Annotated in this window: 14 protein-coding genes; 9 read left to right on the forward strand and 5 right to left on the reverse strand. The window is 71.0% G+C overall.

All coding sequences use genetic code 11. From position 1 onward, the window contains the following. Window positions 1-104: 104 nt before the first annotated feature. On the reverse strand, window positions 105-4,862 hold the full coding sequence (locus AB0I82_RS05450; protein ID WP_363255744.1) for a cation-translocating P-type ATPase: 4,758 nt from the start codon (window positions 4,860-4,862) through the stop codon (window positions 105-107). A gap of 94 nt (window positions 4,863-4,956) precedes the next feature. Beyond that, the gene (locus AB0I82_RS05455; RefSeq protein WP_363255745.1) at window positions 4,957-5,535 is read right to left on the reverse strand and encodes a hypothetical protein; all 579 of its coding nucleotides are present in this window, start codon (window positions 5,533-5,535) and stop codon (window positions 4,957-4,959) included. Window positions 5,536-5,910: 375 nt separating this feature from the next. Between AB0I82_RS05455 and AB0I82_RS05460 the strand changes: the two genes are divergently transcribed. Both AB0I82_RS05460 and AB0I82_RS05465 read left to right on the forward strand, forming a co-directional pair. Next, on the forward strand, window positions 5,911-7,335 hold the full coding sequence (locus AB0I82_RS05460; protein WP_363255746.1) for an NAD-binding protein: 1,425 nt from the start codon (window positions 5,911-5,913) through the stop codon (window positions 7,333-7,335). A gap of 148 nt (window positions 7,336-7,483) precedes the next feature. Then, window positions 7,484-10,198: a SpoIIE family protein phosphatase gene (locus AB0I82_RS05465; protein WP_363255747.1), complete on the forward strand. Its 2,715-nt coding sequence runs from the start codon at window positions 7,484-7,486 to the stop codon at window positions 10,196-10,198. A 3-nt stretch (window positions 10,199-10,201) separates the two neighbouring features. Here AB0I82_RS05465 and AB0I82_RS05470 read toward each other — a convergent pair whose 3' ends face one another. Next, window positions 10,202-10,882 carry a GntR family transcriptional regulator gene (locus tag AB0I82_RS05470; RefSeq protein WP_363255748.1) on the reverse strand — a complete coding sequence of 227 codons (681 nt, stop codon included), beginning with the start codon at window positions 10,880-10,882 and terminating at the stop codon, window positions 10,202-10,204. A 273-nt stretch (window positions 10,883-11,155) separates the two neighbouring features. Between AB0I82_RS05470 and AB0I82_RS05475 the strand changes: the two genes are divergently transcribed. The 5 genes from AB0I82_RS05475 (at window position 11,156) to AB0I82_RS05495 (ending at window position 16,142) form a co-directional block, all read left to right on the forward strand. After that, window positions 11,156-12,478 (forward strand): MFS transporter, encoded by a 1,323-nt coding sequence (locus tag AB0I82_RS05475; RefSeq protein WP_363255749.1) that lies wholly within the window; start codon window positions 11,156-11,158, stop codon window positions 12,476-12,478. Window positions 12,479-12,481: 3 nt separating this feature from the next. Next, window positions 12,482-13,384 carry a transketolase gene (locus AB0I82_RS05480; RefSeq protein ID WP_363255750.1) on the forward strand — a complete coding sequence of 301 codons (903 nt, stop codon included), beginning with the start codon at window positions 12,482-12,484 and terminating at the stop codon, window positions 13,382-13,384. After that, window positions 13,381-14,385, forward strand: a complete 1,005-nt coding sequence (locus AB0I82_RS05485; RefSeq protein WP_363255751.1) for a transketolase C-terminal domain-containing protein — start codon at window positions 13,381-13,383, stop codon at window positions 14,383-14,385. Before AB0I82_RS05480 ends, AB0I82_RS05485 begins: the two co-directional genes overlap by 4 nt. 60 nt (window positions 14,386-14,445) lie before the next feature. Then, on the forward strand, window positions 14,446-15,219 hold the full coding sequence (locus tag AB0I82_RS05490) for an SDR family NAD(P)-dependent oxidoreductase (protein WP_363255752.1): 774 nt from the start codon (window positions 14,446-14,448) through the stop codon (window positions 15,217-15,219). 65 nt (window positions 15,220-15,284) lie between these two features. Next, window positions 15,285-16,142, forward strand: a complete 858-nt coding sequence (locus tag AB0I82_RS05495; protein WP_363255753.1) for a LysR family transcriptional regulator — start codon at window positions 15,285-15,287, stop codon at window positions 16,140-16,142. Window positions 16,143-16,163: 21 nt separating this feature from the next. Here the strand turns inward: AB0I82_RS05495 and AB0I82_RS05500 are convergent, their stop codons facing one another. Both AB0I82_RS05500 and ilvD read right to left on the reverse strand, forming a co-directional pair. Then, window positions 16,164-17,024 (reverse strand): NAD(P)H-binding protein, encoded by an 861-nt coding sequence (locus AB0I82_RS05500; RefSeq protein WP_363255754.1) that lies wholly within the window; start codon window positions 17,022-17,024, stop codon window positions 16,164-16,166. 76 nt (window positions 17,025-17,100) lie between these two features. After that, window positions 17,101-18,945 (reverse strand): dihydroxy-acid dehydratase, encoded by a 1,845-nt coding sequence (ilvD, locus tag AB0I82_RS05505; protein WP_363255755.1) that lies wholly within the window; start codon window positions 18,943-18,945, stop codon window positions 17,101-17,103. 83 nt (window positions 18,946-19,028) lie between these two features. Here ilvD and AB0I82_RS05510 point away from each other — a divergent pair, with 83 nt between their 5' ends. Continuing rightward, window positions 19,029-19,889, forward strand: a complete 861-nt coding sequence (locus AB0I82_RS05510; protein ID WP_363255756.1) for a helix-turn-helix transcriptional regulator — start codon at window positions 19,029-19,031, stop codon at window positions 19,887-19,889. Between the two features lie 460 nt (window positions 19,890-20,349). Further along, window positions 20,350-21,351, forward strand: a complete 1,002-nt coding sequence (locus AB0I82_RS05515) for a type III polyketide synthase (protein ID WP_363256087.1) — start codon at window positions 20,350-20,352, stop codon at window positions 21,349-21,351. The last annotated feature ends 34 nt before the right edge of the window (window positions 21,352-21,385 follow it).

Here is a 21,385-nt window from a genome sequence, read left to right on the forward strand (position 1 = left end):
CCCTCCCGCACCAAGAACACCATGAGTAACAAGCAAGGTGCCGAGACTACCGGTGTCGGGGCACAAGGGTGCAGCGGTGCGGTAGCGGGGCGGTGCTGCAGGGGTTACGACGGCGCGGGGGCCGTCGGGCGCAGTTGGGTCTGGACGCGGGTGAGGAGGCGTTCGAGGGGCGGCATGGCGCGCGGCCCCACGATGGTGGTCGCGATGGCGGCGGCCACACCCGCCAAGGCCACGGGCCCCAGCGGCGTGCAGCCGAAGAAGTGGCTGAGGCCGGGTGTCTGTACGACGGCCATCAGCGCGGCGGCGGAGCCGAGCGTGGTCGCCCACAGCAGTGGGCTGCGGTGGCGGCCGGTCAGGGTCTGGGTGAGCTGGGCGCCGACGACACCGCACAGGGCCATGGTGCTGGTACGGCGCGCGGTGCCCGGTGTGAAGCGGCCGATCAGCCAGGCGACGGTGGCACCCAGCGCGGTCACCACACCCCGCTGGCGGATCTGACGCAACAGCGGCGCCCCCAGTGCGGTGGTACCGACCGGGGCACTGGTACCGACCGCGCTCGTACCGTCCGCACTCGTACCGTCCGGCGCGCTGCCCGCCGTGGCGGACTCGGGCTCCTCCGTGTTGCGAACGTCCGAGGGTGTGACGGCCACGGCCATCGCGGGGAACATGTCCGTCAGCAGGTTGACAAGCAGCAACTGGCGGGTGGACAGCGGCGACACTCCGGAGAACAGCGTGCCGAGCACGGTGAAACCGACCTCGCCCGCGTTGCCGCCGATCAGGATGCTGATGGCGTCCGCGACGCTGCGCCAAAGGGCCCGTCCTTCCGTGATGGCGTCGACCAGCACGGACAGGTCCGGTTCGGTCAGTACCAGGTCGGCGGCGTTGCGTGCGGCGGCCGAGCCACGGGCCGCGAGGCCGACACCGACATGCGCCGCCCGGATGGCCGCGGCGTCGTTGGCACCGTCCCCGACCATCGCCACCACCTTGCCCGCGGCCCGCAACGCCTCGACCACCTGGAGCTTCTGCTCGGGAGCGACGCGCGCGACGACCCCGGCGTCCCGCAGCAGACGGGCACTGCCCGCCCGGTCCGAGGCCGCGAGCTCTTCGCCGGTGACCACCTTGGTGTCGTCCGGCCAGCCCAGCGCCAGAGCGACCGCACGGGCGGTATGGGGATGGTCACCGGTCAGCATGACCGGCCTCGCCCCGGCCTCCCGCAGCCCTTGAATCATGGGTGCGGAGCCCGGACGCGGGGCGTCGGCGAGTGCGACAAAACCCTTGAACTCGAGTTTCTCCAGTGGTTCGTTGACGAGTACGTCGGCGTCGAGGCCGGTGGTGAGGCGGCGGGTGGCGACGGCGAGGACGCGCAGTCCCTCACCGGCGAGGGACTGGGCCCACTCGGTCGCCTCCGCCGGGAGTTCCACGCAGGCGTCCAGCACGATTTCGGGCGCTCCCTTGACCACGAGCAGGCAACTCCCGTTCCCCGTCTCGCCGATGGCGGCGGTGTAGCCGCGGCTGGCTTCGAAGGGGAGGCCGGCTGTGGGGGTCCACTCGGGGTCGGCGGGGGCGGCGGCCAGTACGGCTTCGTCGGTGGCGTGCGCCTGCCGCCCCGCGGTGTCCTCGGTCTCCGGCGGGCAGGCGCGCCCCGCCAGCCGCAGTACGTCGACGGCTTCCTCGTCCTGCGGTCGGCAGACGGTCCCGTCGGCGGTGGCGACACGGACCGCGCGCAGCCGGTTCTCGGTCAGTGTGCCGGTCTTGTCGAAACACACCGTGTCCACCCGGCCGAGGGCCTCCAGGGCGCGGGGAGTACGTACCAGAATGCCGCGGCGGGACAGCCGGCGGGCGGCCGCCAGCTGCGCCACCGTTGCCACCAGCGGAAGTCCCTCGGGTACGGCCGCGACCGCGACGGCCACGCCGCCCCCGATGGCCTGGCGGATCGGACGGCCCCGGAGCAGGGAGAGCCCGGCGACCGCGGCGCCGCCCGCGAAGGTGAGCGGCAGTGCCTTGCGGGTGAGTTCCTGCAGGCGCCCCTGGACGCCGGCGGCCGGCGGGGTGCGGGAGGCGAGTGTGACGGCCCGGCCGGCTTCGGTGTGTTCCCCCGTGTCCACCACTACGGCGGTGGCCTGCCCTGCGACCACGGTGGTGCCCTCGAAGACCATGCACCGGCGGTCGGGGATGGCTGCCTGCGGTGTTGCGGTGAGTTGTTTGGTGGTGGGGAGGGATTCGCCGGTCAGCGAGGACTCGTCGACCTCCAGGCCGTTCAGCGCCAGCAGCCGCGCATCGGCGGGGACGACATCGCCCACGTCCAGTTTGATCACATCGCCCGGGACCAGCCGTGCCGCGTCGACCGTGGTCGACACCACGTCAGTCGCAGCCGACGCATCGTCAGTCGTGGCCGACGCAACGTCAGCGCGGCTCGCGGCGCGGCGGGCCTTCCGCTTCTGGCCCCTGGCCAGCGCGGTCAGGGCCTGTTCGGCGCGTTGCCGCTGCACGCCGCCGACCAGCGCGTTCATGCCCATCGCCCCGACGACGAGGGTCGCGTCGACGGCCGATCCCACGATGGCGGAGGCCGCCGCGCCGACGGCGAGTACGGGGGTGAGGGGGTCGTCCAGTTCGGCTCGTACCGCGTTGGCGAGCCGTACCGACCAGCGGGCCGGCGCGAGGACGGGATGGCCCGTCACCCGTGCGGCCACGGCACGGGTCGTCGCCATCGCACCGGCCAGGGGGGTGGGCGCGCCGGGGCGGCTGCTCTCCAGCCGGGCCACCGCCTCGTCGGGTTCCAGCGCGTGCCACGGTACGCGGGGCCGTGGCTGCGGGGCCGATGCGGCGGCCACACCGACGGCCGCCCGCCATCCCGCCACGAGTGCTCCCATGGCCGCGGCGTTGACCGGGGCGTGCTGCGAGCCGGTGAGGAAGGCCAGCCCGCGCCGTTGGGCGCCGGTGGCGACCAGCAGACCGGACAGCGCCGCGCCGGCCCGGGCGAGGATCATCGACTGCCGGCCCACGGACCGTGCCGCGGGCACGGCCACCAGCAGCCGCCACACATCCTTCAGGCCGCCGAAAGCCATCACGTCCGCGTCCCACACGACGGCGCTCTCGTCGTCGATGAGGGCCACCGCCACGTCACTGCCCAGCAGCCCGGCCAGCAGCTCTTCGTCCTCCGGGTGGTCCGCCAGGTAGTCCTTCGGGTGCTTCTGCGCGTCGGTCACGTCGTGCGGGGCCGGTACGCGCGCAACGGTCAGCACCGCGTGCCCGTCGGCCTGACGGCTCCGTACGTGGTCCACCAGCGGGCGCTCGGCGGAGACGACCTCGTCGGCCAGGGCCGTGAAGTCGGCGAGCGACGGATCGTCCACGACGATGGTGTACTGGTCCGCCTGCCGGGCCGCGTCCAGTACGGCTTCGGTCAGCGGGTCGAGTTCCCAGCCGATCGTCACCGTACCGACGTCCCGCCCGCCGTCGGAGGCGATCATCATGCCCGTCTCGGCAGAGGGCTGGCCCGGTACCGGACGCAGCTCGACCCCGGCCGCGTCGTAGCTTCCTTCTGGATTCAGGGCCGCGGCAGCTGCCCGCCAGAGCCGGTCGTGGTCCCAGTCCTCCGCACTGGTATGCACGTCGCAGAGCGTGCGCCTGCTGCCGCGCAGCGCGCTGGGATGCAACACCACCGTGTCCACCAGTTGCAACTGCTTCAGCCGCTCGGGGTCTCGGATCAGTACGCCCTCGCGCGCGAGGGCACTGCCCAGGGCCGTGGAGAAGGCCACCGGCCCGTACCGGGCGGCCTTCGGGGAGCCCGACAGCACCGCCTCCGCCGCCTCGTTGAGGTTCCGCCTGAGCAGCAGGGTCGCGGCGGCGCCCAGCATGCTGCCGGTGGCGGCATGGGCCGCGTACTCCTGCGCCGGAGTCGGACGCAACGGTGGCCGGGCGACCTCCCGCGTTGTCATGCTGCATCGTTCCGGCGCGCACACCCGGTCATGGGCGGCGTCGAAGACGGCCGCCCGCGCCACGCTCTCCACGAGCTGTCCCGCGCGCAGCATCCCGTCCAGTACCAACGAGCTGGGGGACTGCCCGGCGCCGTGCACCGCGGCGTTCACCGTGGCGAGCGCCAGGTCCGCTCCGGCCGCACCGAACCGGCTCTTCAGCAGTGCGCGGAAACGCGGGCTCTCCCGCAGCAGCGTCACACCCGCCGTCACCACCCGGGACGAGCGCGGTACGCGCCATGCGCGCGCCGCCGTCGCCGCTGCCACGCCGACGGCGTCCAGTGCCAGCGCCGTCGCGGCGACCCGCACCGCCGTGGTGCCTTCCGGGTGCGCGAACTCGTGCAGCGGCGCATGCGTCAGCCCGTACCGTTCGGCCAGGGCGTTGGCTTTTTTCACCACGCGGTCGGTGGCCGCGTCCTGCGAGGCGGTGACCACCAGCCGCGCGAGGCCGCCGTCCCAGTAGGCGAGCAGTACGTCCGGACGTTCCGCGAGCGCGGTGGCCACCTTCTGGGCCACCGCTTCCACTCCGCCCGCACGCCGTACCCGGGCGTCGTCGGTGTCGGAGGACGGTTGCAACGCCAGGTGCACCCGGGTACCGGCGCGCCATTCCTCCATTCCGCCCGGCATTGCGTTGCGTGCCACATGGGCCACGTGGACCGTGGTCTCCGCGACCGCCGCCGCGCCGTCCGACGCGGCACGCCGGCCGATGTCAATGGCCTCCCCGGCCACCGTGGCGCACGCCTCCAGCCCACGGGCGACATAGCCGGGCGCGGCCTCCAGCCCGCGGGCGACGTAACCGGGCGCGGTCTCCAGCCCGCGGGCAACATAACCGGGCGCGGACAGGGCTACGCCCAGTCCGGCCGCGGGCAAACGGGTCAGCAGCCCCAGAACCATGTCCCACCCTCATCACACGTCCGACGCGCACGGTCACCCGTCTCCTCGGGTACGGACGCCGTGCCGCCGACCGCCCCCTGGACAAGATGCACGGTCAGGAAGCCGTTGCCTTTGCCCGCGATGCGGGCCGCTTCGTCGCCTTCGTACCCGATGCGGTACGCGAGCGTCCGCCGCTCGTCGTCGCCTTCCCGGTCGCCTTGCCCGTGGACTTGGCCGCGGATTTGGTCTTGCTCGGGGAGTGGCTCGTCGCCGTGGTCTTCGCCTGGCTCTTCGCCGGGGTCTTCGCATGACTCGTCGACTGGCTCTTGGTCTGGCTCTTCGCCGGGGTCTTCGCGTGGCTCTTCGTCTGGGTCTTGGCAGCCGGTGTGTGCCGGCCGTGGCCGTCGTGCGCCGCGCGGTGTCCGTCCTCTTCGGGGCGGGGCTGGGTCAGCCACACGGCAGCCGCGCCGGCCACCGCGATCGGCCATTCGATGACACCGGCCACGCCGAGCAGCCCGGCACCGGTGTACGCCGCGACGCGTCGCCCGCGCGGTGACACGATGCCCACCGCGTTCAGCGCGCCTTCGGTCGCCTTCGTCACCTCTTTGACGACGGGCATATGGCTCAGGTTCGACGAGATCGCGCGAAGCGGTCCCGGAAGCCTGCCTGACGATGACGATTGCTTCTCGTTCATACCGCCTCCGCACCTTGTCGGGCTTTGCCTGCCTCCTGGTTCCCCAAAGTTCACCGGCTAATCACACATCTCACCCATGAGGGCGGAAATCGGCGCCATCCGCGCGTGCCGACTTGCTGTAACTGCTACATCTGTACCAATCCGGCGGGAAGATTTGTGACAGGCGGCGGAGTCGGCCGCCCGCGGGGGCGTGTTACAAAAGGAGCACTTCAGCTCAGCGCCTCGGCCCGTGCCGCACCCTCTGGCACGTGACGGCGAGGCACGCGATCCGTACGGGCTGAGCAGTGGCACTCCCGCCCCGCCTCGACCAGGCAATGCCGGGCCCTCCAAGTCCAGGGGCAGCTCGGGCCCCGACGTTGCAGAAAGGCCGACGGGTTGAGCTCACAGATACCCCATGCCGACGCACGCCTGCACGCCCCCACGGCGGGGCAGCGCATTGTGATCATTGAGGACGACGAAGCCCTGGGCCGCTCGGCCGCCGCGTGCGTCGAGCGCTGGGGCGGCACCGCGTACCGGCTGCCGCGCCCCGACGACGACACCCTGCGCCGGCGGCTGCAGCACCCCGTCGACGCGATCGCCGTCGTCTCCCGCGACGACATCGTCGCCCTGCGCTACGCGCTGCTGGCCGAACACCTCAAGCCCGGCGTCCGGCTGGTGGTGACTCTCTTCGACCGCACCGTTGCCGACGAGGTCAGCCGGACCGTGCCCAACTGCACCGTGCTGAGCATGACCGATGCCATCGTGCCCAGCCTGCTGGCCAGCTGCCTCGCGCCCCAGTACGCCATCCTCCAGCCCCTGGAGAGCGACGTCGTCGGCGTCCGCCGGGAAGGCGTCACCACCGCGATCGAGCATCTGCCCAAGCGGTCCCTCACCACCGGTGCGGACCACCGGCCGCGGTCCGGCGTTGCGTCCTGGTTCCGGTCCCTCGGTACGTCCGCCAAGGTGCTCGTCGCGAGTTTTACCGCGCTGTTGCTGGCCCTGGCGGTGGACATCACGCTCGGTGTCCTCGTACTGCACGAGCCCTTGCCGGATGCCACGTGGAATGCCGCCCGCACGCTCACCACGGTCGGCTCCTCGCCGCACGCGGAGCACGGTCCGGGCTGGTACAAGATCTTCTCCGCCGTCTCCATGCTCGGCGTCCTGGTCCTGGCCGCCGTCTTCACCGCGAGCGTGGTCGACCGGTTCACTGGACACCGGATGACCAGCATCCTCGGCGCCCGCTCCATCCCGCGCCGGGACCATGTCATCGTCGTCGGCCTGGGCCAGGTGGGCCTGCGGCTCTCCGCCCAGCTGCGCAACCTCGGCGTCAAGGTGGTCGCCGTGGAACGCAATCCCCAGGCCGCCTGCCTGCCACTGGCCCGCGCCCGCGACATCCCCGTCATTCTCGGCCGCGGCGGCGACCGCTTCCTGCTGGAACGTCTCTCCGTACGGCGGGCACGCGCCCTGGCCGCGGTCGCCTCGGACGGACTGGAGAACATCGCCGTCGCCGTCACCACTCGCGCCATCGCCGCCGATCAGCGCATCGTGCTGCGCGCCGGGGGCGACGAGGTCACCAACGAATCCCGGTCGCTGTTCCGCATCGGCGCGGTCTGCGACTTCACCCACATCGTCGGTACGTTCGTCGCCGCGTCCGTGCTGGACACCGCGCCGCGCAGTGTGTTCGTGGCCGACGGCCGGACCTGCGCCCTCTTCCCGGACGACGAGGTCGTCGACCTCGCCACGTGGGACGCGCGCCGCGACGGGCAACCGGCCGGGGCGACCGAGGACGGTATCGACCTGGCCTCCACGCCGGGCAGGTAGGCCCTGCTGCCCGGGTTCGGTGGCCGCGGTCGGGAAGACTGGGATCATGGGCATGCAGGGTTCCTTCCGCCGGTTCGCGGTACCGCCTTCCCGTCGGCCGCGTCGATCTCCTCGGCCTCGTCCGCCACGGGAGCGGCGCGGATGGTCCGTGCTGAGCCCGCGGAGCGTCGCCGGCCAGGTGTTTCTCCTGCAGCTGGCGGTGGTGGTACTGCTCGTCGCCGTCACGGCGGCGCTGCTGGTCGTGCAGGCCAGGCGGCAGGCCACGGAGGCGGCCCGCAGCGAGGTACTGGTCGCCGGCGAGGCGTTCGCGAATGCCCCGGGGACCGCGGCGGCGCTGGACAGCCCCGACCCGCACGCGGTGCTGCAGCGGCGTACCGACGAGATCCGGAAGCGGTCGGGGCTCGACGTCCTCGTCGTGATCAAAACGGACGGGACCCGGTACACCCACCCGGACCCGAAGCAGGTCGGCAGGCGATTCATCGGCACCATCGGACCGTCGCTGGCCGGCCGCACCATCATTGAGAACGCCCGGGGGCCCGTCAGGCCCGGCGGAGAGGCGCAGGTCGTCCAGTCAGTGGTGCCGATCTTCCGGCCGGACGGCTCGGTGGCCGGCATGGTGTCCCCCTCGGTCACGGTCGCGGACGTGAACGAGAAGGTGGAGCGGCAGCTGCCGGTGCTCCTCGGTGCCGCGGGTGGCGCGGTCCTCCTGGCAGCGGGCGGGTCGGCGCTGGTCAGCCGGCGGTTGCGGCGCCAGACCCGCGGCCTGGGCCCGCTGGAGATGACCCGGATGTACGAGCATCACGACGCGGTGCTGCACTCGGTACGCGAAGGTGTACTGATCGTCGGCGACGGGCGGCTGCTGCTGGCCAACGACGAAGCGCGGCGGCTCCTCGACCTGCCGCCGGACGCGGAACAACGGCAGGTCACCGACCTCGGCCTGGCACCCGGCACCGCCGAGCTGCTGGCCTCCGGCCGCCGGGCCACCGACGAAGTCCACCTGGCCGGTGACCGGCTGCTGGCCGTGAACGTGCGACCCGTGGACCGCCACGGTGGCCCGGCGGGCAGCGTGGTCACACTGCGCGACACCACCGAGTTGCGGGCGCTGGCCGGGCGGGCCGAGGTGGCGCGGGAGCGGCTGCAGTTGCTGTACGACGCCGGGGTGCGGATCGGCACGACGCTGGACGTGGTGCGTACCGCCGAGGAACTGGCCGAGGTGGCGGTCCCGTTGTTCGCCGACTTCGTCACCGTCGAACTGCTGGAGGCCGTGCCACGTGGGGAGGAGCCGGACGCGGCGAGCACGGAGATGCGCCGCACGGCCCTGCGCGGCATCCACGACGACCCACCGCTCCTCCCGGTGGGCGAGCCGATCCCGTCCGTGGCGGGCGGCCACGCCGTGCTCGTACCCGATCTGGCCGCCTCCGACGGCTGGCGCGCGCAGAATGCGGAGCTCGCCGAGAGCGTCCTGGACTACGGCATCCACTCCCTGATTTCCGTACCACTGCGGGCGCGCGGAGTGGTGTTGGGGACGGCCGATTTCTGGCGCTCGGAGAACGCGCCGTTCGAGCAGGAGGACTTGTCCTTCGCCGAGGAGCTGGCCGCGCGCGCCGCGGTGTCCATCGACAACGCCCGCCGCTACACCCGCGAGCACACCATGGCCGTCACCCTGCAGCGCAGTCTGCTGCCGCACGTGCTGCCCGAGCAGTCCGCGCTGGAGGTGGCGCACCGTTACCTGCCCGCGCGGGCGGGGGTGGGCGGGGACTGGTACGACATCATTCCGCTGCCCGGCGCGCGCGTTGCCCTGGTCGTGGGTGATGTCGTCGGGCACGGCCTGCACGCCGCGGCCACGATGGGCCGACTGCGTACCGCGGTGCACAACTTCTCGACCCTGGACCTGTCCCCCGACGATCTCCTCGGCCACTTGGACGAGCTCGTCGCGCGTATCGACGACGGCGAGGCCGCACATGGCGAGGGGCGCCGCGTCGAGGAGGGCGCGGCCGTTCAGGGCGAGGCGCGGCGGATCACCGGTGCCACCTGCCTGTATGCGATCTACGATCCGGTCACCGGACGCTGCGCGATTGCCCGGGCCGGGCATCTGGGACCGGCCGTGGTGTATCCGGACGGCAGTGTGCAGTATCCAGAGGTACCGGTCTCCCCGCCGCTGGGCCTGGGCGGCGGCCTGCCCTTCGAGACCGCCGAACTGGATCTGCCCGCGGGCTCCCGGCTGGTCCTGTACACCGACGGGCTCATCGAGGACCGGCACCGCGACATCGACACCGGCCTGGACCTGCTGCGCACCGCCCTGGCCGACGCGGCAGACCGTACCCGGGAGGAAACCTGTCAGGCGGTAATCGATGCGGTGCTGCCGGCCCGCCCCAGCGACGACGTTGCCCTGCTCGTGGCCCGCACCCGGCTGCTGGACCCGGACCGGGCCGCGGACTGGGACGTGCCTTCCGATCCCGCCGCCGTCTCCCGCGTCCGCGCCGAAGCCCTCCGCCAGTTGGAGAGCTGGGGCCTGGACCGGATCTCCTACGCCACCGAGTTGGTGATCAGCGAGCTGGTCACCAACGCCATCCGGTACGGCGCCGAACCGATCCGGCTCCGGCTGCTGTACGACCGCGACAGCCTGATCTGCGAGGTCGCCGACGGCTCCAGCACTTCCCCGCACCTGCGCCGGGCCAAGACCACCGATGAGGGCGGCCGCGGGCTGTTGCTCGTCGCCCGGTTCACCCAGCGCTGGGGCACCCGCTACACCGCCCGCGGCAAGGTCATCTGGACCGAACAGTCCCTGCACAACGGCCCGGACGAAACCGCCGGGGACTCCGATGACAGCCTGCTGGACCAATGGAGCGACACGGAACTTTGAGTCCTAGGTCGTGTCTCCCCCGGCAGGGGCCTGCAGGTTGGCAATGGCGTTGCTCATGTGCTCGTGGAGGATGGCCACTGCGGCGTCCGCGTCTCCGCGCTCGATGGCGTCGACGATGGGGGCGTGATGGGCCGCGGACATGGTGAGCTTTCGTTGCTCGCCGGCGGCGCTCATCACCACGATGCGCGTCGGGCCCTCGAGATGGCGCCAGGTCGTCACCAGCATTGAGTTCCGCGACAGTTCGCAGAGCAGCAAGTGGAAGGCGAGGTCGGCTTCCACCTGGCCTTCGAGGTCGCCTTGCACCTCGAGAGCCCGGTCCAGGCGGCGCAACGCTTCCCGGAGTGCCGCCACCGCTGCCGTACGGTCCGGGGAGGCGATGACCTGTGCCACGGCCAGCCCTTCGAGGGCTTCTCGTACCTGGAACAGCTCGCGCACTTCCTGCGGCGACAGGACGCGCACCCGCAACATGCCACGGGCGCCGGCCACGACCAGCCCTTCCTGCTGCAGATGCCGCAGCGCCTCGCGCACGGTGCCACGGCTGACCGACATGCTGGAGGCGATCTCGACCTCGCCCAGGTGGTCCCCCGGGCGGTACTGACCTGTGGTGATCGCGGTGCGCAGGGCCACCAGGGCACGCTCGCGCAACGTCGATCGATCAAGGTTCGGCAATGCCGGAACGGTCACGGCCGTTTCCCCCTTCAGTGCTGTACGGCAGCGCGTGGCTCGCGAAGTCTACTGTCAACAGTTGACCGCCGACCATCTGCCACCCGTCTCCGTCAGAAGCGTTGACAAGCGCCTGCACGGCACTCAGTATCAACCTCGCTGTTGAGTGTTAACAGTCAACAGCGCCAGGCAGACGCAGTGCGATCGAGGAGGATCCGCATGGTCAGCTCCATCCCACCACCCTCGCCACCGCCGGCTCACCCACGGCCGGAAGGTTCGCCGGAACGCCGCAGAGTGGCCGTCGGCTGCAGCGTCGGCGCGGTCATCGAAACGTACGACTTCATCGGCTTCGGCACCGCCGCCGCGCTCTACTTCGGGGACGTCTTCTTCCCCGACTCCGAGCCGCTCGCCGCGACGCTGCTGTCGTTCGCCACCTTGGGCATCGGCTTCGCCGCACGCCCCCTGGGCGGCATCATCGCCGGTCATCTCGGCGACCGCATCGGCCGCAAGCCGGTGCTCGTCGGCTCCCTGCTGATCATGGGAGTCGCCACCGTCCTCATCGGTTGTCTGCCCACCTACCAGACGGTCGGCGTCTGGGCACCGATTCTGCTGGTCATCGTGCGCATCGTGCAGGGGCTCGCCTTCGGCGCCGAATGGGGCGGCGCCATCCTGATGACCTTCGAGCACGCCCCGTGGCGCAAACGCGGCCTGTACACCGGCATCACCCAGGCCGGCTTCCCGGTCGGGCTGCTGCTCTCCAACCTCGCGTTCCTGGTCAGCACCCGCACGCTGGACGGCTCCTGGGCCTGGCGGGTCCCCTTCCTGCTGAGCGCCGTACTGATCGTCGTCGGCATCCTCATCCGGCTGAAGATCGACGAGTCGCCGGAGTTCGAGGAGCTCAAGGAGTCCGGCGAGGTCGCCAAGAACCCACTGCTGGAAGTACTCCGCGACGACTGGCGCAACGTGTTGCGCGCCTTCTGCCTCCGTACGGCCGAGACCGCCGGCTACGCCGTCTCCATCACTTTCGTACTGTCCTACCTGGACGACGACGCCGCGCCGAACGTCTCGGGGACCGTCTCCCTCACCGCCCTGGTGACGGCCGCGGCCCTCGGCATACTCGCCACCACCTTCTGGGGCGCCCTCTCCGACCGGATCGGGCGACGCCCGGTCTACCTGCTGGGCTCGGCGGTCACACTGTTGTGGGGCGTCCCGATGTTCCTGCTGGTGGGCACCGAGAACGCGGTACTGGTGCTGCTGACGTTCGTGGTCAGCTACTGCATCTGCCAGAACGCCCTGGCAGGCGTGCAGGGCGCCTGGTTCTCGGAGCTGTTCGCCACCAAGACCCGTACGGCCGGCACCTCCCTCGCCTACCAGCTCTCCGCGGTCGTCTCCGGCTTCACGCCCATGATCGCCACCGCGCTGTACTCCACCACCGGCTGGGTGGGCCCCGCCGCCCTGTTCAGCTTCTACGGCCTGCTCGGGCTCCTGGCGACGCTGGTGACCCGCGAGACCTGGCACGCGCGCGACCAGGCATCCCCCACGGCCGGCCCCTCCGCCCACGGCACTCGACGCACTCTCGTCCCGAGCCCGTCAGCCCCCACCCACAAGGAGCACTGAAGAGTGAGCGCTACCGATTCCACACTCGCACCCGCCGTCGAGAGCGACACCGACCGCACCCAACGGATCGACGCACTGCGCGACGCGGCGTACCGCATCCGGCGGCACGCCCTGGACATGGGCGAGGTGCAGGGCCAGGGGTACATCGGGCAGGCACTCGGCGTCGCCGACATCCTCGCCGTCGCCTACAAGGACGTACTCAACTACCGTGCCGAGGACCCGGATTGGGTGGAGCGCGACAGGTTCCTGCTCTCGATCGGGCACTACGCCATCGCCCTGTACGCGGCACTGGCCGAGGCCGGAATCCTGGACGTCGAGGAGCTGTCCACGTACGGCAGCGACGACTCGCGGCTGCCCATGTCGGGCATGGCCTCGTACACACCCGGCATGGAGATCTCCGGCGGGTCACTCGGCCACGGCCTCGGCGTCGCGGCGGGCATGGCGCTCGGACTGCGCCACCAGGGCAGCACGGCACGCGTGTACAACCTGCTCTCCGACGGTGAGCTCGACGAGGGTTCCACCTGGGAAGCGGCGCTCGCCTGCGCCCACCACGGTCTGGACAACGTCACCGCCATCGTCGATGTCAACGCCCTCCAGGCGGACGGTCCCACCGCGGGCGTGCTGCGCACCGAGCCCGTCACGGACAAGTGGAAGGCATTCGGCTGGCATGCCATACGAGTGGACGGCAATGACATCGAGGCCCTCGTCACCGCCTTCGACGCACTCCGCGCGCACCGCGGCTCGCCCTCGGTACTGATCTGCGACACCCGGATCGGGCGCGGCGTACCCCTGCTGGAGACCCGCGAGAAGGCCCACTTCATGCGGGTCGAGGAGCACGAATGGCAAGTCGCCCGCGACGAGTTGGACCGAACCCACCACCGCACCCGGAAGGGAACCGACGCATGAACGCCCCCGCCACGGCCACGGACGCGCCCCGCAAGCTCACCACCTCGGCGATGATCGCCTCGATCGCGGAGGAGGGACAGCGCACCACCAAGGCACCCTTCGGGCACGCGCTGGCCCGGCTCGCCGAGGAGCGCCCTGAGATCGTCGGACTCTCCGCCGACCTGGCCAAGTACACCGACATGCACATCTTCCGGGAGGCCCACCCCGACCGGTTCTTCCAGATGGGCATGGCGGAGCAGTCCATGCTGGGGGCCGCCGCGGGCATGGCCGAAGTGGGACTCGTACCGTTCGCCTCCACGTACTCCGTCTTCGCCACCCGCCGCGCGTACGACTTCCTGTGCCTGGACATCGCCGAGCCCGGGCTCAACGTCAATGTCGTCGGCGCGCTGCCGGGCCTCACCACCGGTTACGGCCCCAGCCACCAGGCCACCGAGGACCTGGCCATCCTGCGTGGCATGCCCGGCCTGACCATTGTCGATCCGGCCGACTCCGTGGACATCGAGCAGGCCGTCCCGGCCCTGGCCGCCAGCCCGGGGCCGACCTACCTGCGACTGCTGCGCGGCGCCGTGCCGACCGTGCTCGACGAGTACGACTACCGCTTCGAACTCGGGAAGGCAGCGGAGCTCCGCACCGGCCGCGACGTGCTGTTCATCTCCACGGGGCTGATGACGACGCGGGCCCTGTCCGCGGCGAAGGAACTGGCGGCCGACAACATCGACGTGGCCGTCCTGCACGTCCCGACCATCAAGCCGCTGGACACCGAGGCGATCCTGCGCGAGACGGCGAAGGGCCGCCTCGTGGTGACGCTGGAGAACCACACCGTCATCGGCGGGCTGGCCGAGTCCGTGGCCTCGTGCCTGGCGTACGCCGGGGCGGGCGTACGCATCGTGCCGATCGGCCTGCCCGACGCGTTCCTGGCCGCGGGGGCGCTGCCCACGCTGCACGACCGTTATGGGCTGTCCGTGTCCGCCATCAAGGCGCGCGTCCGCGGAGAACTGTGACGGCCGGATCCGGCTCCCCACCGTAAGACCTCAACTCAACTGCCGCTGAAGGAAGACGACATGACGACGACCGCCGCCTCCACCCCCCGCACCGCCATCGTCACCGGTGCCGGTTCCCCACGCGGTATCGGCCGTGCCACTGCGCTGGCCCTGGCCGCCGACGGTTACCACATCGCCGTACTGGACGTGGACAAGGAAGCCGCCGAGGAGACCGCGCGGGTGGTGGCCGAGGCCCATGGCGTGCAGGGGCTGGGCCTCGCCGCCGATGTGACCGACCCCGACGCGGTGGATGCCGCCGTGGCAGCCGTCGAGGCCGCCCTGCCGCCGGTCGGCGCGCTGGTCAACAACGCGGGCATCACCTCACCGACCCGTTTCCTCGATGTCTCGGCCAAGGAATGGGACCGCATCTTCGATGTCAACGTCCGCGGCAGCTTCCTCGTCACCCGCCGAGTGGCCCCCGGCATGGCGCAGCGCGGCTTCGGTCGCATCGTCCATCTGTCGTCCGTCTCGGCCGAGCGCGGCGGCGGGGTCTTCGGCGGCGTTGCGTACTCGGCCGCCAAGGCGGCGCTGCTGGGCTTCTCCCGCGCCCTGGCCCGTGAACTCGGTCCCTCCGGCGTCACCGTCAACTCGGTGGCACCGGGCCTGATCGACACCGACATCACGGCCGGCAAGCTCGATCCGGCGCGCAAGGCGGCCATGGTCGAGGACATCCCGATGCGCCGTGCCGGCAGTGTCACCGATGTCGCCGATGTCATCGCCTTCCTGGCCCGCCCCGCGTCCGGTTACCTCACGGGGGTCACGTACGACATCAATGGCGGGTCGCACATCCACTGAGTGCGTGTACGCCGCGGGAGCGCCCGGAGCCGACCCGGTGCGCTCCCCCTCTATACAGTGGGCTTATGGCGGATGTGGAGCTGCGGCAGTTGCGTTGTCTTGTCGCGATCGTCGACGAGGGCAGTTTCACCGATGCCGCTATCGCGCTCGGCGTGTCCCAGGCCGCCGTGTCCCGCACGCTGGCCTCGCTCGAACGGGCCCTCGGGGCGCGGTTGCTGCGACGGACCTCGCGCGAGGTGACTCCGACGGGGACCGGGCTGCGTGTGGTGTCGCATGCCCGGCGGGTGCTCGGCGAGGTGGACGATCTGGTCCGGGAGGCCGCATCGGGCCACACGCACTTGCGGATCGGCTACGCGTGGTCGGCGGTCGGCCGCCACACGCTCGCCTTTCAGCGCCGTTGGGGTGAGACTCGCCCCGAGACGGACCTGCAGCTCGTGCGCGTCAACTCCGCCACCGCCGGGCTGGCGGACGGCGCGTGCGACCTCGCCGTGGTACGCAGGCCGCTGAACGACACGCGCTTCGACTCCGCCATCGTGGGACTGGAACGGCGCCTGTGTGTGATGGCCTCCGACGATCCCCTGGCCCGGCGTCGCTCGGTCCGGCTCGCCGACATCAGCGGGCGTACGCTGCTGATCGACCGGCGGACCGGCACCACGACGACGGAGCTGTGGCCGCCCGGCGCCCGGCCGGCGACCGAGGACACCCGCGACGTCGACGACTGGCTCAATGTGATCTCCACGGGCCGCTGCGTGGGCATGACGGCGGAATCCACCGCCAATCAGTACCCGCGGCCCGGTGTCGTCTACCGGCCGGTGCGCGACGCCGAGCCGATCGCGGTGCGGATCGCCTGGTGGCGGGATGACCCGCACCCCGCCACGCAGGCCGTGATCGAGCTGCTCACCTCGCTCTATCGCACGAGCTGAGGCACTTCATTGCCGCACCGCTCAGGAGGAATGGAGACGCGGCCCGGCCTGCTGCCCGCCGTTGAAGTCCGCGGCGTGATGGGCGACCCATTCGGCGTAGGTGTGGGCGGGGCGGCCGGTGACCTGCTCGATGGTGGGCAGTACGGGGGTCGGTGTCGTCCGGGAGGCGGCGAGTTGGTCCAGGAGGAAGTCGGCGGCGGGGGGCGGCATGTGATTGATCAGCCGTTGGTGGACGTCCTCGCGGGGGATCTCCTCGAAGCGGGCCGGGAGGCCGAGGGTTTCGCCGATGATGCGGACCCGGTCGATCTGGCTGAGTGCCTGCGGTCCGGTGAGTTCGTACGTCTTGCCGGGGTCCGGGGCGAGCAGCGCGTGGGCGGCGACCGCGGCGATGTCGCGCTCGTCGACCGGGGCCATGGCGCCGCCGCCGTACGCGCCCCGCACCGTCCCGTCATTCCTCAACTGGTGTGCCCAGCCGAGGTCGTTGGCCATGAAGACGGTGGGGCGGACGAAGCTCCAGGACATCCCGGAGTCGGCGACGGCCTGTTCGCAGGCGAGGTGCTGCTCGCCGATCCAGCCGGGCTGGGGGAAGGTGACGGAGTCCGAGGAGAGCAGCACGATGTGTTGCGTACCGGCCTCCTTGGCGTGCTTGAGGAAGGCGTCGAGGGCGCCGTGGACGGGGAACAGGAATGCGCGGTCCACGCCCTGCAGGGCGGCGGGCAGGGTTTCCGGGCGGGTGAGGTCTCCGGGGACGGTCTCGACACCGTCGGGCAGTGCGCTGGTGGCGGGGTCGCGAGTGAGGGCCCGTACCTTCTCTCCTGCGTCGAGCAGTTCACGCACGAGGTTGCGGCCGACGTTTCCGGTGGCACCGGTGACCAGGATCATGGGGGTTGTCTCCTTGCGGGTAGCCGTGCGTACGGTCCCTTCAGTGTGACGTCGGGCGCACGGCGGTGGGGGAAAGTCAGTCGGTGGGCAGGGCGCGCACCGCGCCCGTATCGGCGGACTGGGCCAGCGCCGCGTAAGCGCGCAACGCCGTCGAAACGGGCCGCTCGGCGCGGCGTGGCCGGTACCCCGAACTCTCGCGCTGGACGCGGCGGGCGGCGAACTCAGCCTCGGACAGGTCGAGTTGGAGAGTACGGGCGGGGATGTCGACGGTGATCAGGTCGCCGTCGTCGACGAGGGCCAGCGGGCCGCCGGCGGCGGCCTCGGGCGAGACATGACCGACGGACAGGCCCGAACTTCCGCCGGAGAAACGGCCGTCGGTGACCACTGCCACGGAGTGTGCGAGGCCCCGGCCCTTGAGGTACGCCGTCGGGTACAGCATTTCCTGCATCCCCGGGCCGCCGCGCGGACCCTCGTACCGGATGACCAGCACACTGCCAGGCTCCACCCGCCCGGACAGGATCGCCTCCACCGCCTCCTCCTGGGAGTCGGTGACCACGGCCGCGCCGGTGAACACGGTCATGCCGTCGGGGACGCCGGCGGACTTGACCACCGCACCGTGCGGAGCGAGGTTGCCGCGCAGCACGGCCAGCCCGCCGTCCGGCGAGTAGGCGTGGGCACTGTCGCGGATGCAGCCCTCGGCCGCGTCCAGGTCCAGCGATTCCCAACGGGCCGACTGGGAGAAGGCGGACGCGGAGCGTGCACCTCCCGGCGCGGCGTGGAAGAGGTCGACCGCCTCCGGGGCGGGCGAGGGGGCGCGGACGTCCCATCCGGCCAGCCACTCGGTGAGCGAGTCGGCGTGTACCGCCTTCACGTCCTCGCGCAGCAGCCCGGCGCGGTGCAGCTCGCCCAACAGGGCGGGGATGCCGCCAGCCCGGTGGACGTCCTCCATCAGGTAGTCGCTGCTGGGGGCCACCTTGCACAGGCACGGCACCTCGCGCGAGCGTGCCTCGATGTCGGCGAGGTCGTAGTCCAACCGGGCCTCGTGGGCGGCGGCGAGGAGGTGCAGCACGGTGTTGGTGGAACCGCCCATGGCCAGGTCCAGGGCCATCGCGTTGTCGAACGCCGCCCGGGAGGCGAGCGACCGGGGCAGTACGGAGGCGTCGTCCTTGCCGTAGTACCGCTCGGTGAGCTCCACGACCGTCCGCCCGGCCTGCTCGTACAGGGCCCGGCGGGCGGTGTGGGTCGCCAGCGTGGTGCCGTTGCCGGGCAGTGCCAGCCCGAGCGCCTCGACCAGGCAGTTCATGGAGTTGGCCGTGAACATCCCGGCGCAGGAGCCGCAGGTCGGGCAGGCCGACTCCTCGATGGACTGCATGTCGGCATCGGAGACAGCGGGGTTGACCGCCTCGGACATGGCGGCGACAAGGGTCAGGCCCGTGCGGACCGTACCGTCGGACAGCACCGCCCGGCCGCCCTCCATGGGACCGCCCGAGACGAACACCGTGGGGATGTTCAGCCGCAGTGCGGCCAGCAGCATCCCCGGGGTGATCTTGTCGCAGTTGGAGACACAGACCAGGGCGTCCGCGCGGTGCGCCTGAACCATGTACTCGATGGAGTCGGCGATCAACTCCCGGGAGGGCAGGGAGTACAGCATCCCCGAGTGGCCCATGGCGATGCCGTCGTCGATCGCAATGGTGTTGAACTCCCGCGCGATACCGCCCGCCGCACCGATGGCCTCACTGACGATCCGGCCCACCGGCTGCAGATGAGTGTGGCCGGGGACGAACTCGGTGAAGCTGTTGGCCACCGCGATCACCGGCTTCACACCGATGTCCGCGCTGGGCACACCGGACGCACGCATCAGGGCGCGCGCGCCGGCCATGTTGCGGCCATGGGTGACGGTACGGGATCTCAACTCTGGCATGTGCCGATCCTCGTGGCACGTGGGCGCTCCGAGAAGACGCCCCGACTGCTATTACTCCCACTACCAGCACTTATCCTGCGTCCATGGGAACAGCAGCAGAGCGGCGGAAGGAACTGGGCGACTTCTTGCGCGCCAGGCGTGCACGGCTCAATCCGCCCGATGTCGGCCTGCCCCCGGCCGGTCCCCGCCGCCGCGGCGGCCTGCGCCGCGAGGAAGTCGCCACGCTCTCTCAGGTCAGCGTGACTTGGTACACCTGGCTGGAGCAGGGCCGCGACATCCAGCCCTCCCGGCACGTACTGGACGCCCTCGCCCGCACGCTGCGGCTGACCCCCGCCGAGCATGTCTACGTACTGACCCTGGCCGGGTACGTGCCGCTCACCGAGTCCGCCGCACCGGCGGGTCACACCGCGCCCGCCCATGTGCAGCGGCTGCTCGACGCACTCGTCGGATTCCCCGCGTACGCCATCGCCCCCGACTGGACGGTCACCGGCTGGAACGCCGCGTACCTCGACCTGTACCCGAACGTGGCCACCGCCGCTCCGACGGAACGCAACCTGCTGTGGATGGTGTTCACCGACCCCTACGTCCGTGACCTGCTGCCGGACTGGGAAGTGACGAGCCGTCGCTTCCTCGCCGAGTTCCGCGCCGAGGCCGGGCCCCGGCTCGGCGACCTCGCCGGCTCCCCGGCCATCCAACGCCTGCTCGGAACCAACGAGGATTTCCGTGCGGCCTGGCAGGACCACCACATCGAGGGCTTCACCTCCCGGATGCGTGTCTTCGACCATCCGGTCGCGGGGGTACAGCACTTCGAGCACCACCGGCTGGCCCCTGCCGACCATCCCGACGTGCATGTGATCGTCTACACACCGGTTCCGGCGAACGACCACGTGAACGACAACGCAAACGACAGCGTGAACGGCAACGGGGCGCTCGCCGCGCGCTAGACGACCCAACGGAGGGCGTGTGCCCGGGAGTTCGTACCGGGCACCGAAGCACCCCTGGTTTCAGGCTCAACGGCCTCGACTTTGCCTGCCCGTATGTCCGGTATGCCGCGAATGACTGGCACGTCGGCGGCGACTTTCAAGATCAATCGCGTTGACACCGGCCCCCCGATGTCGAATAGTAAGCGGGCCAGTTGAGGGCAAAGCCAACGTGCTGCGGCCCCAATGCACTCCCGTTCACGCTTTCGTCGCCGCGCCCGACGCCGTGCGCAGCGACAGCATGAGCGGGCAGCTCGCCGACGGTTCGGCGAGCGCATCGCCGAACGCCTCGCCGCCGGCTGCCACTCAGGAGCAGCCCGCATCCGCGCATCGGCTCACTGGTGCTGTTGGGGCATTACATAGGGGGAATGAATTGGCTATTTTGTGTCGTCCTGCCGTCGCCGTTCCGGAATACACCATCACCATGGAACAGACCCTGGATTTCGCCAGGGAGGCGCATGCGGGAAATCCGCAGCTGCCGCTCGCGCTGCGGCTGATACAGAACACCGGGGTGCAGAAGCGCCACCTGGTCCAGCCCATCGAGGAAACCCTCAACCACCCGGGCTTCGAGGAACGCAACCGCATCTACGAGATGGAATCGAAGAAGCGCTGCCCGGAAGTCATCGAAGAGGCCCTGGCGAACGCGCGGCTGAATGCCCAGGACATTGACGCGATCATCTACGTGTCGTGCACCGGGTTCATGATGCCCTCGCTGACCGCATGGCTGATCAACACCATGGGATTCCGGTACGACACCCGGCAGTTGCCGATCGCACAGCTCGGCTGCGCGGCGGGCGGCGCGGCGATCAACCGCGCCCACGACTTCTGCGCGGCGCACCCCGACAGCAATGTCCTGATCGTCTCCAGCGAGCTGTGCTCCCTGTGCTACCAGCCCGACGCCGACGACATCGGCTCGCTGCTTTCCGACGGGCTGTTCGGTGACGCGGTCGCGGCCGCCGTGATGCGGGGCCGCGGTGCGGCCGGCGTCCACGGTGTGCAGCTGGAGCGCAATGCTTCGTACCTCATTCCGAACACCGAGGACTGGATTTCCTACGCCGTCCGCGACACCGGCTTCCACTTCCAGCTGGACCGCCGCGTCCCGGGGACGATGGAGCCGCTCGCCCCGGTGCTGCGCGAGCTCGGCGCGGCCCACGGCTGGGACGCCGGTGACCTCGACTTTTACGTCATCCACGCCGGCGGCCCGCGCATCCTGGACGACCTCGCCAAGTACCTGGAAGTCGACCGCACGGCCTTCCGGCACAGCTCCGCGACGCTGACCGAGTACGGCAACATCGCCAGCGCCGTCGTACTCGACGCGCTGCGCCGGCTGTTCGACGAAGACAGCGCGGTCCCCGGAAACAAGGGGCTGCTGGCCGGCTTCGGTCCGGGTATCACCGCGGAAATGACGCTGGGGACCTGGGTCTAGCCGATATCGACACGGCCGGACCACAGAAGCGAGT

The sequence above is a fragment of the Streptomyces sp. NPDC050315 genome, assembly GCF_040655775.1.
GTDB lineage: Bacteria > Actinomycetota > Actinomycetes > Streptomycetales > Streptomycetaceae > Streptomyces.

Coding starts and splice junctions, on each gene's coding strand:
- AB0I82_RS05510 (WP_363255756.1), top strand. CDS start 19,029: ATGGGAACAGCAGCAGAGCGGCGGAAGGAACTGGGCGACTTCTTGCGC.
- AB0I82_RS05485 (WP_363255751.1), top strand. CDS start 13,381: ATGAACGCCCCCGCCACGGCCACGGACGCGCCCCGCAAGCTCACCACC.
- AB0I82_RS05455 (WP_363255745.1), bottom strand. CDS start 5,535: ATGAACGAGAAGCAATCGTCATCGTCAGGCAGGCTTCCGGGACCGCTT.
- AB0I82_RS05515 (WP_363256087.1), top strand. CDS start 20,350: ATGGAACAGACCCTGGATTTCGCCAGGGAGGCGCATGCGGGAAATCCG.
- AB0I82_RS05500 (WP_363255754.1), bottom strand. CDS start 17,024: ATGATCCTGGTCACCGGTGCCACCGGAAACGTCGGCCGCAACCTCGTG.
- AB0I82_RS05450 (WP_363255744.1), bottom strand. CDS start 4,862: ATGGTTCTGGGGCTGCTGACCCGTTTGCCCGCGGCCGGACTGGGCGTA.
- AB0I82_RS05495 (WP_363255753.1), top strand. CDS start 15,285: ATGGCGGATGTGGAGCTGCGGCAGTTGCGTTGTCTTGTCGCGATCGTC.
- ilvD (WP_363255755.1), bottom strand. CDS start 18,945: ATGCCAGAGTTGAGATCCCGTACCGTCACCCATGGCCGCAACATGGCC.
- AB0I82_RS05490 (WP_363255752.1), top strand. CDS start 14,446: ATGACGACGACCGCCGCCTCCACCCCCCGCACCGCCATCGTCACCGGT.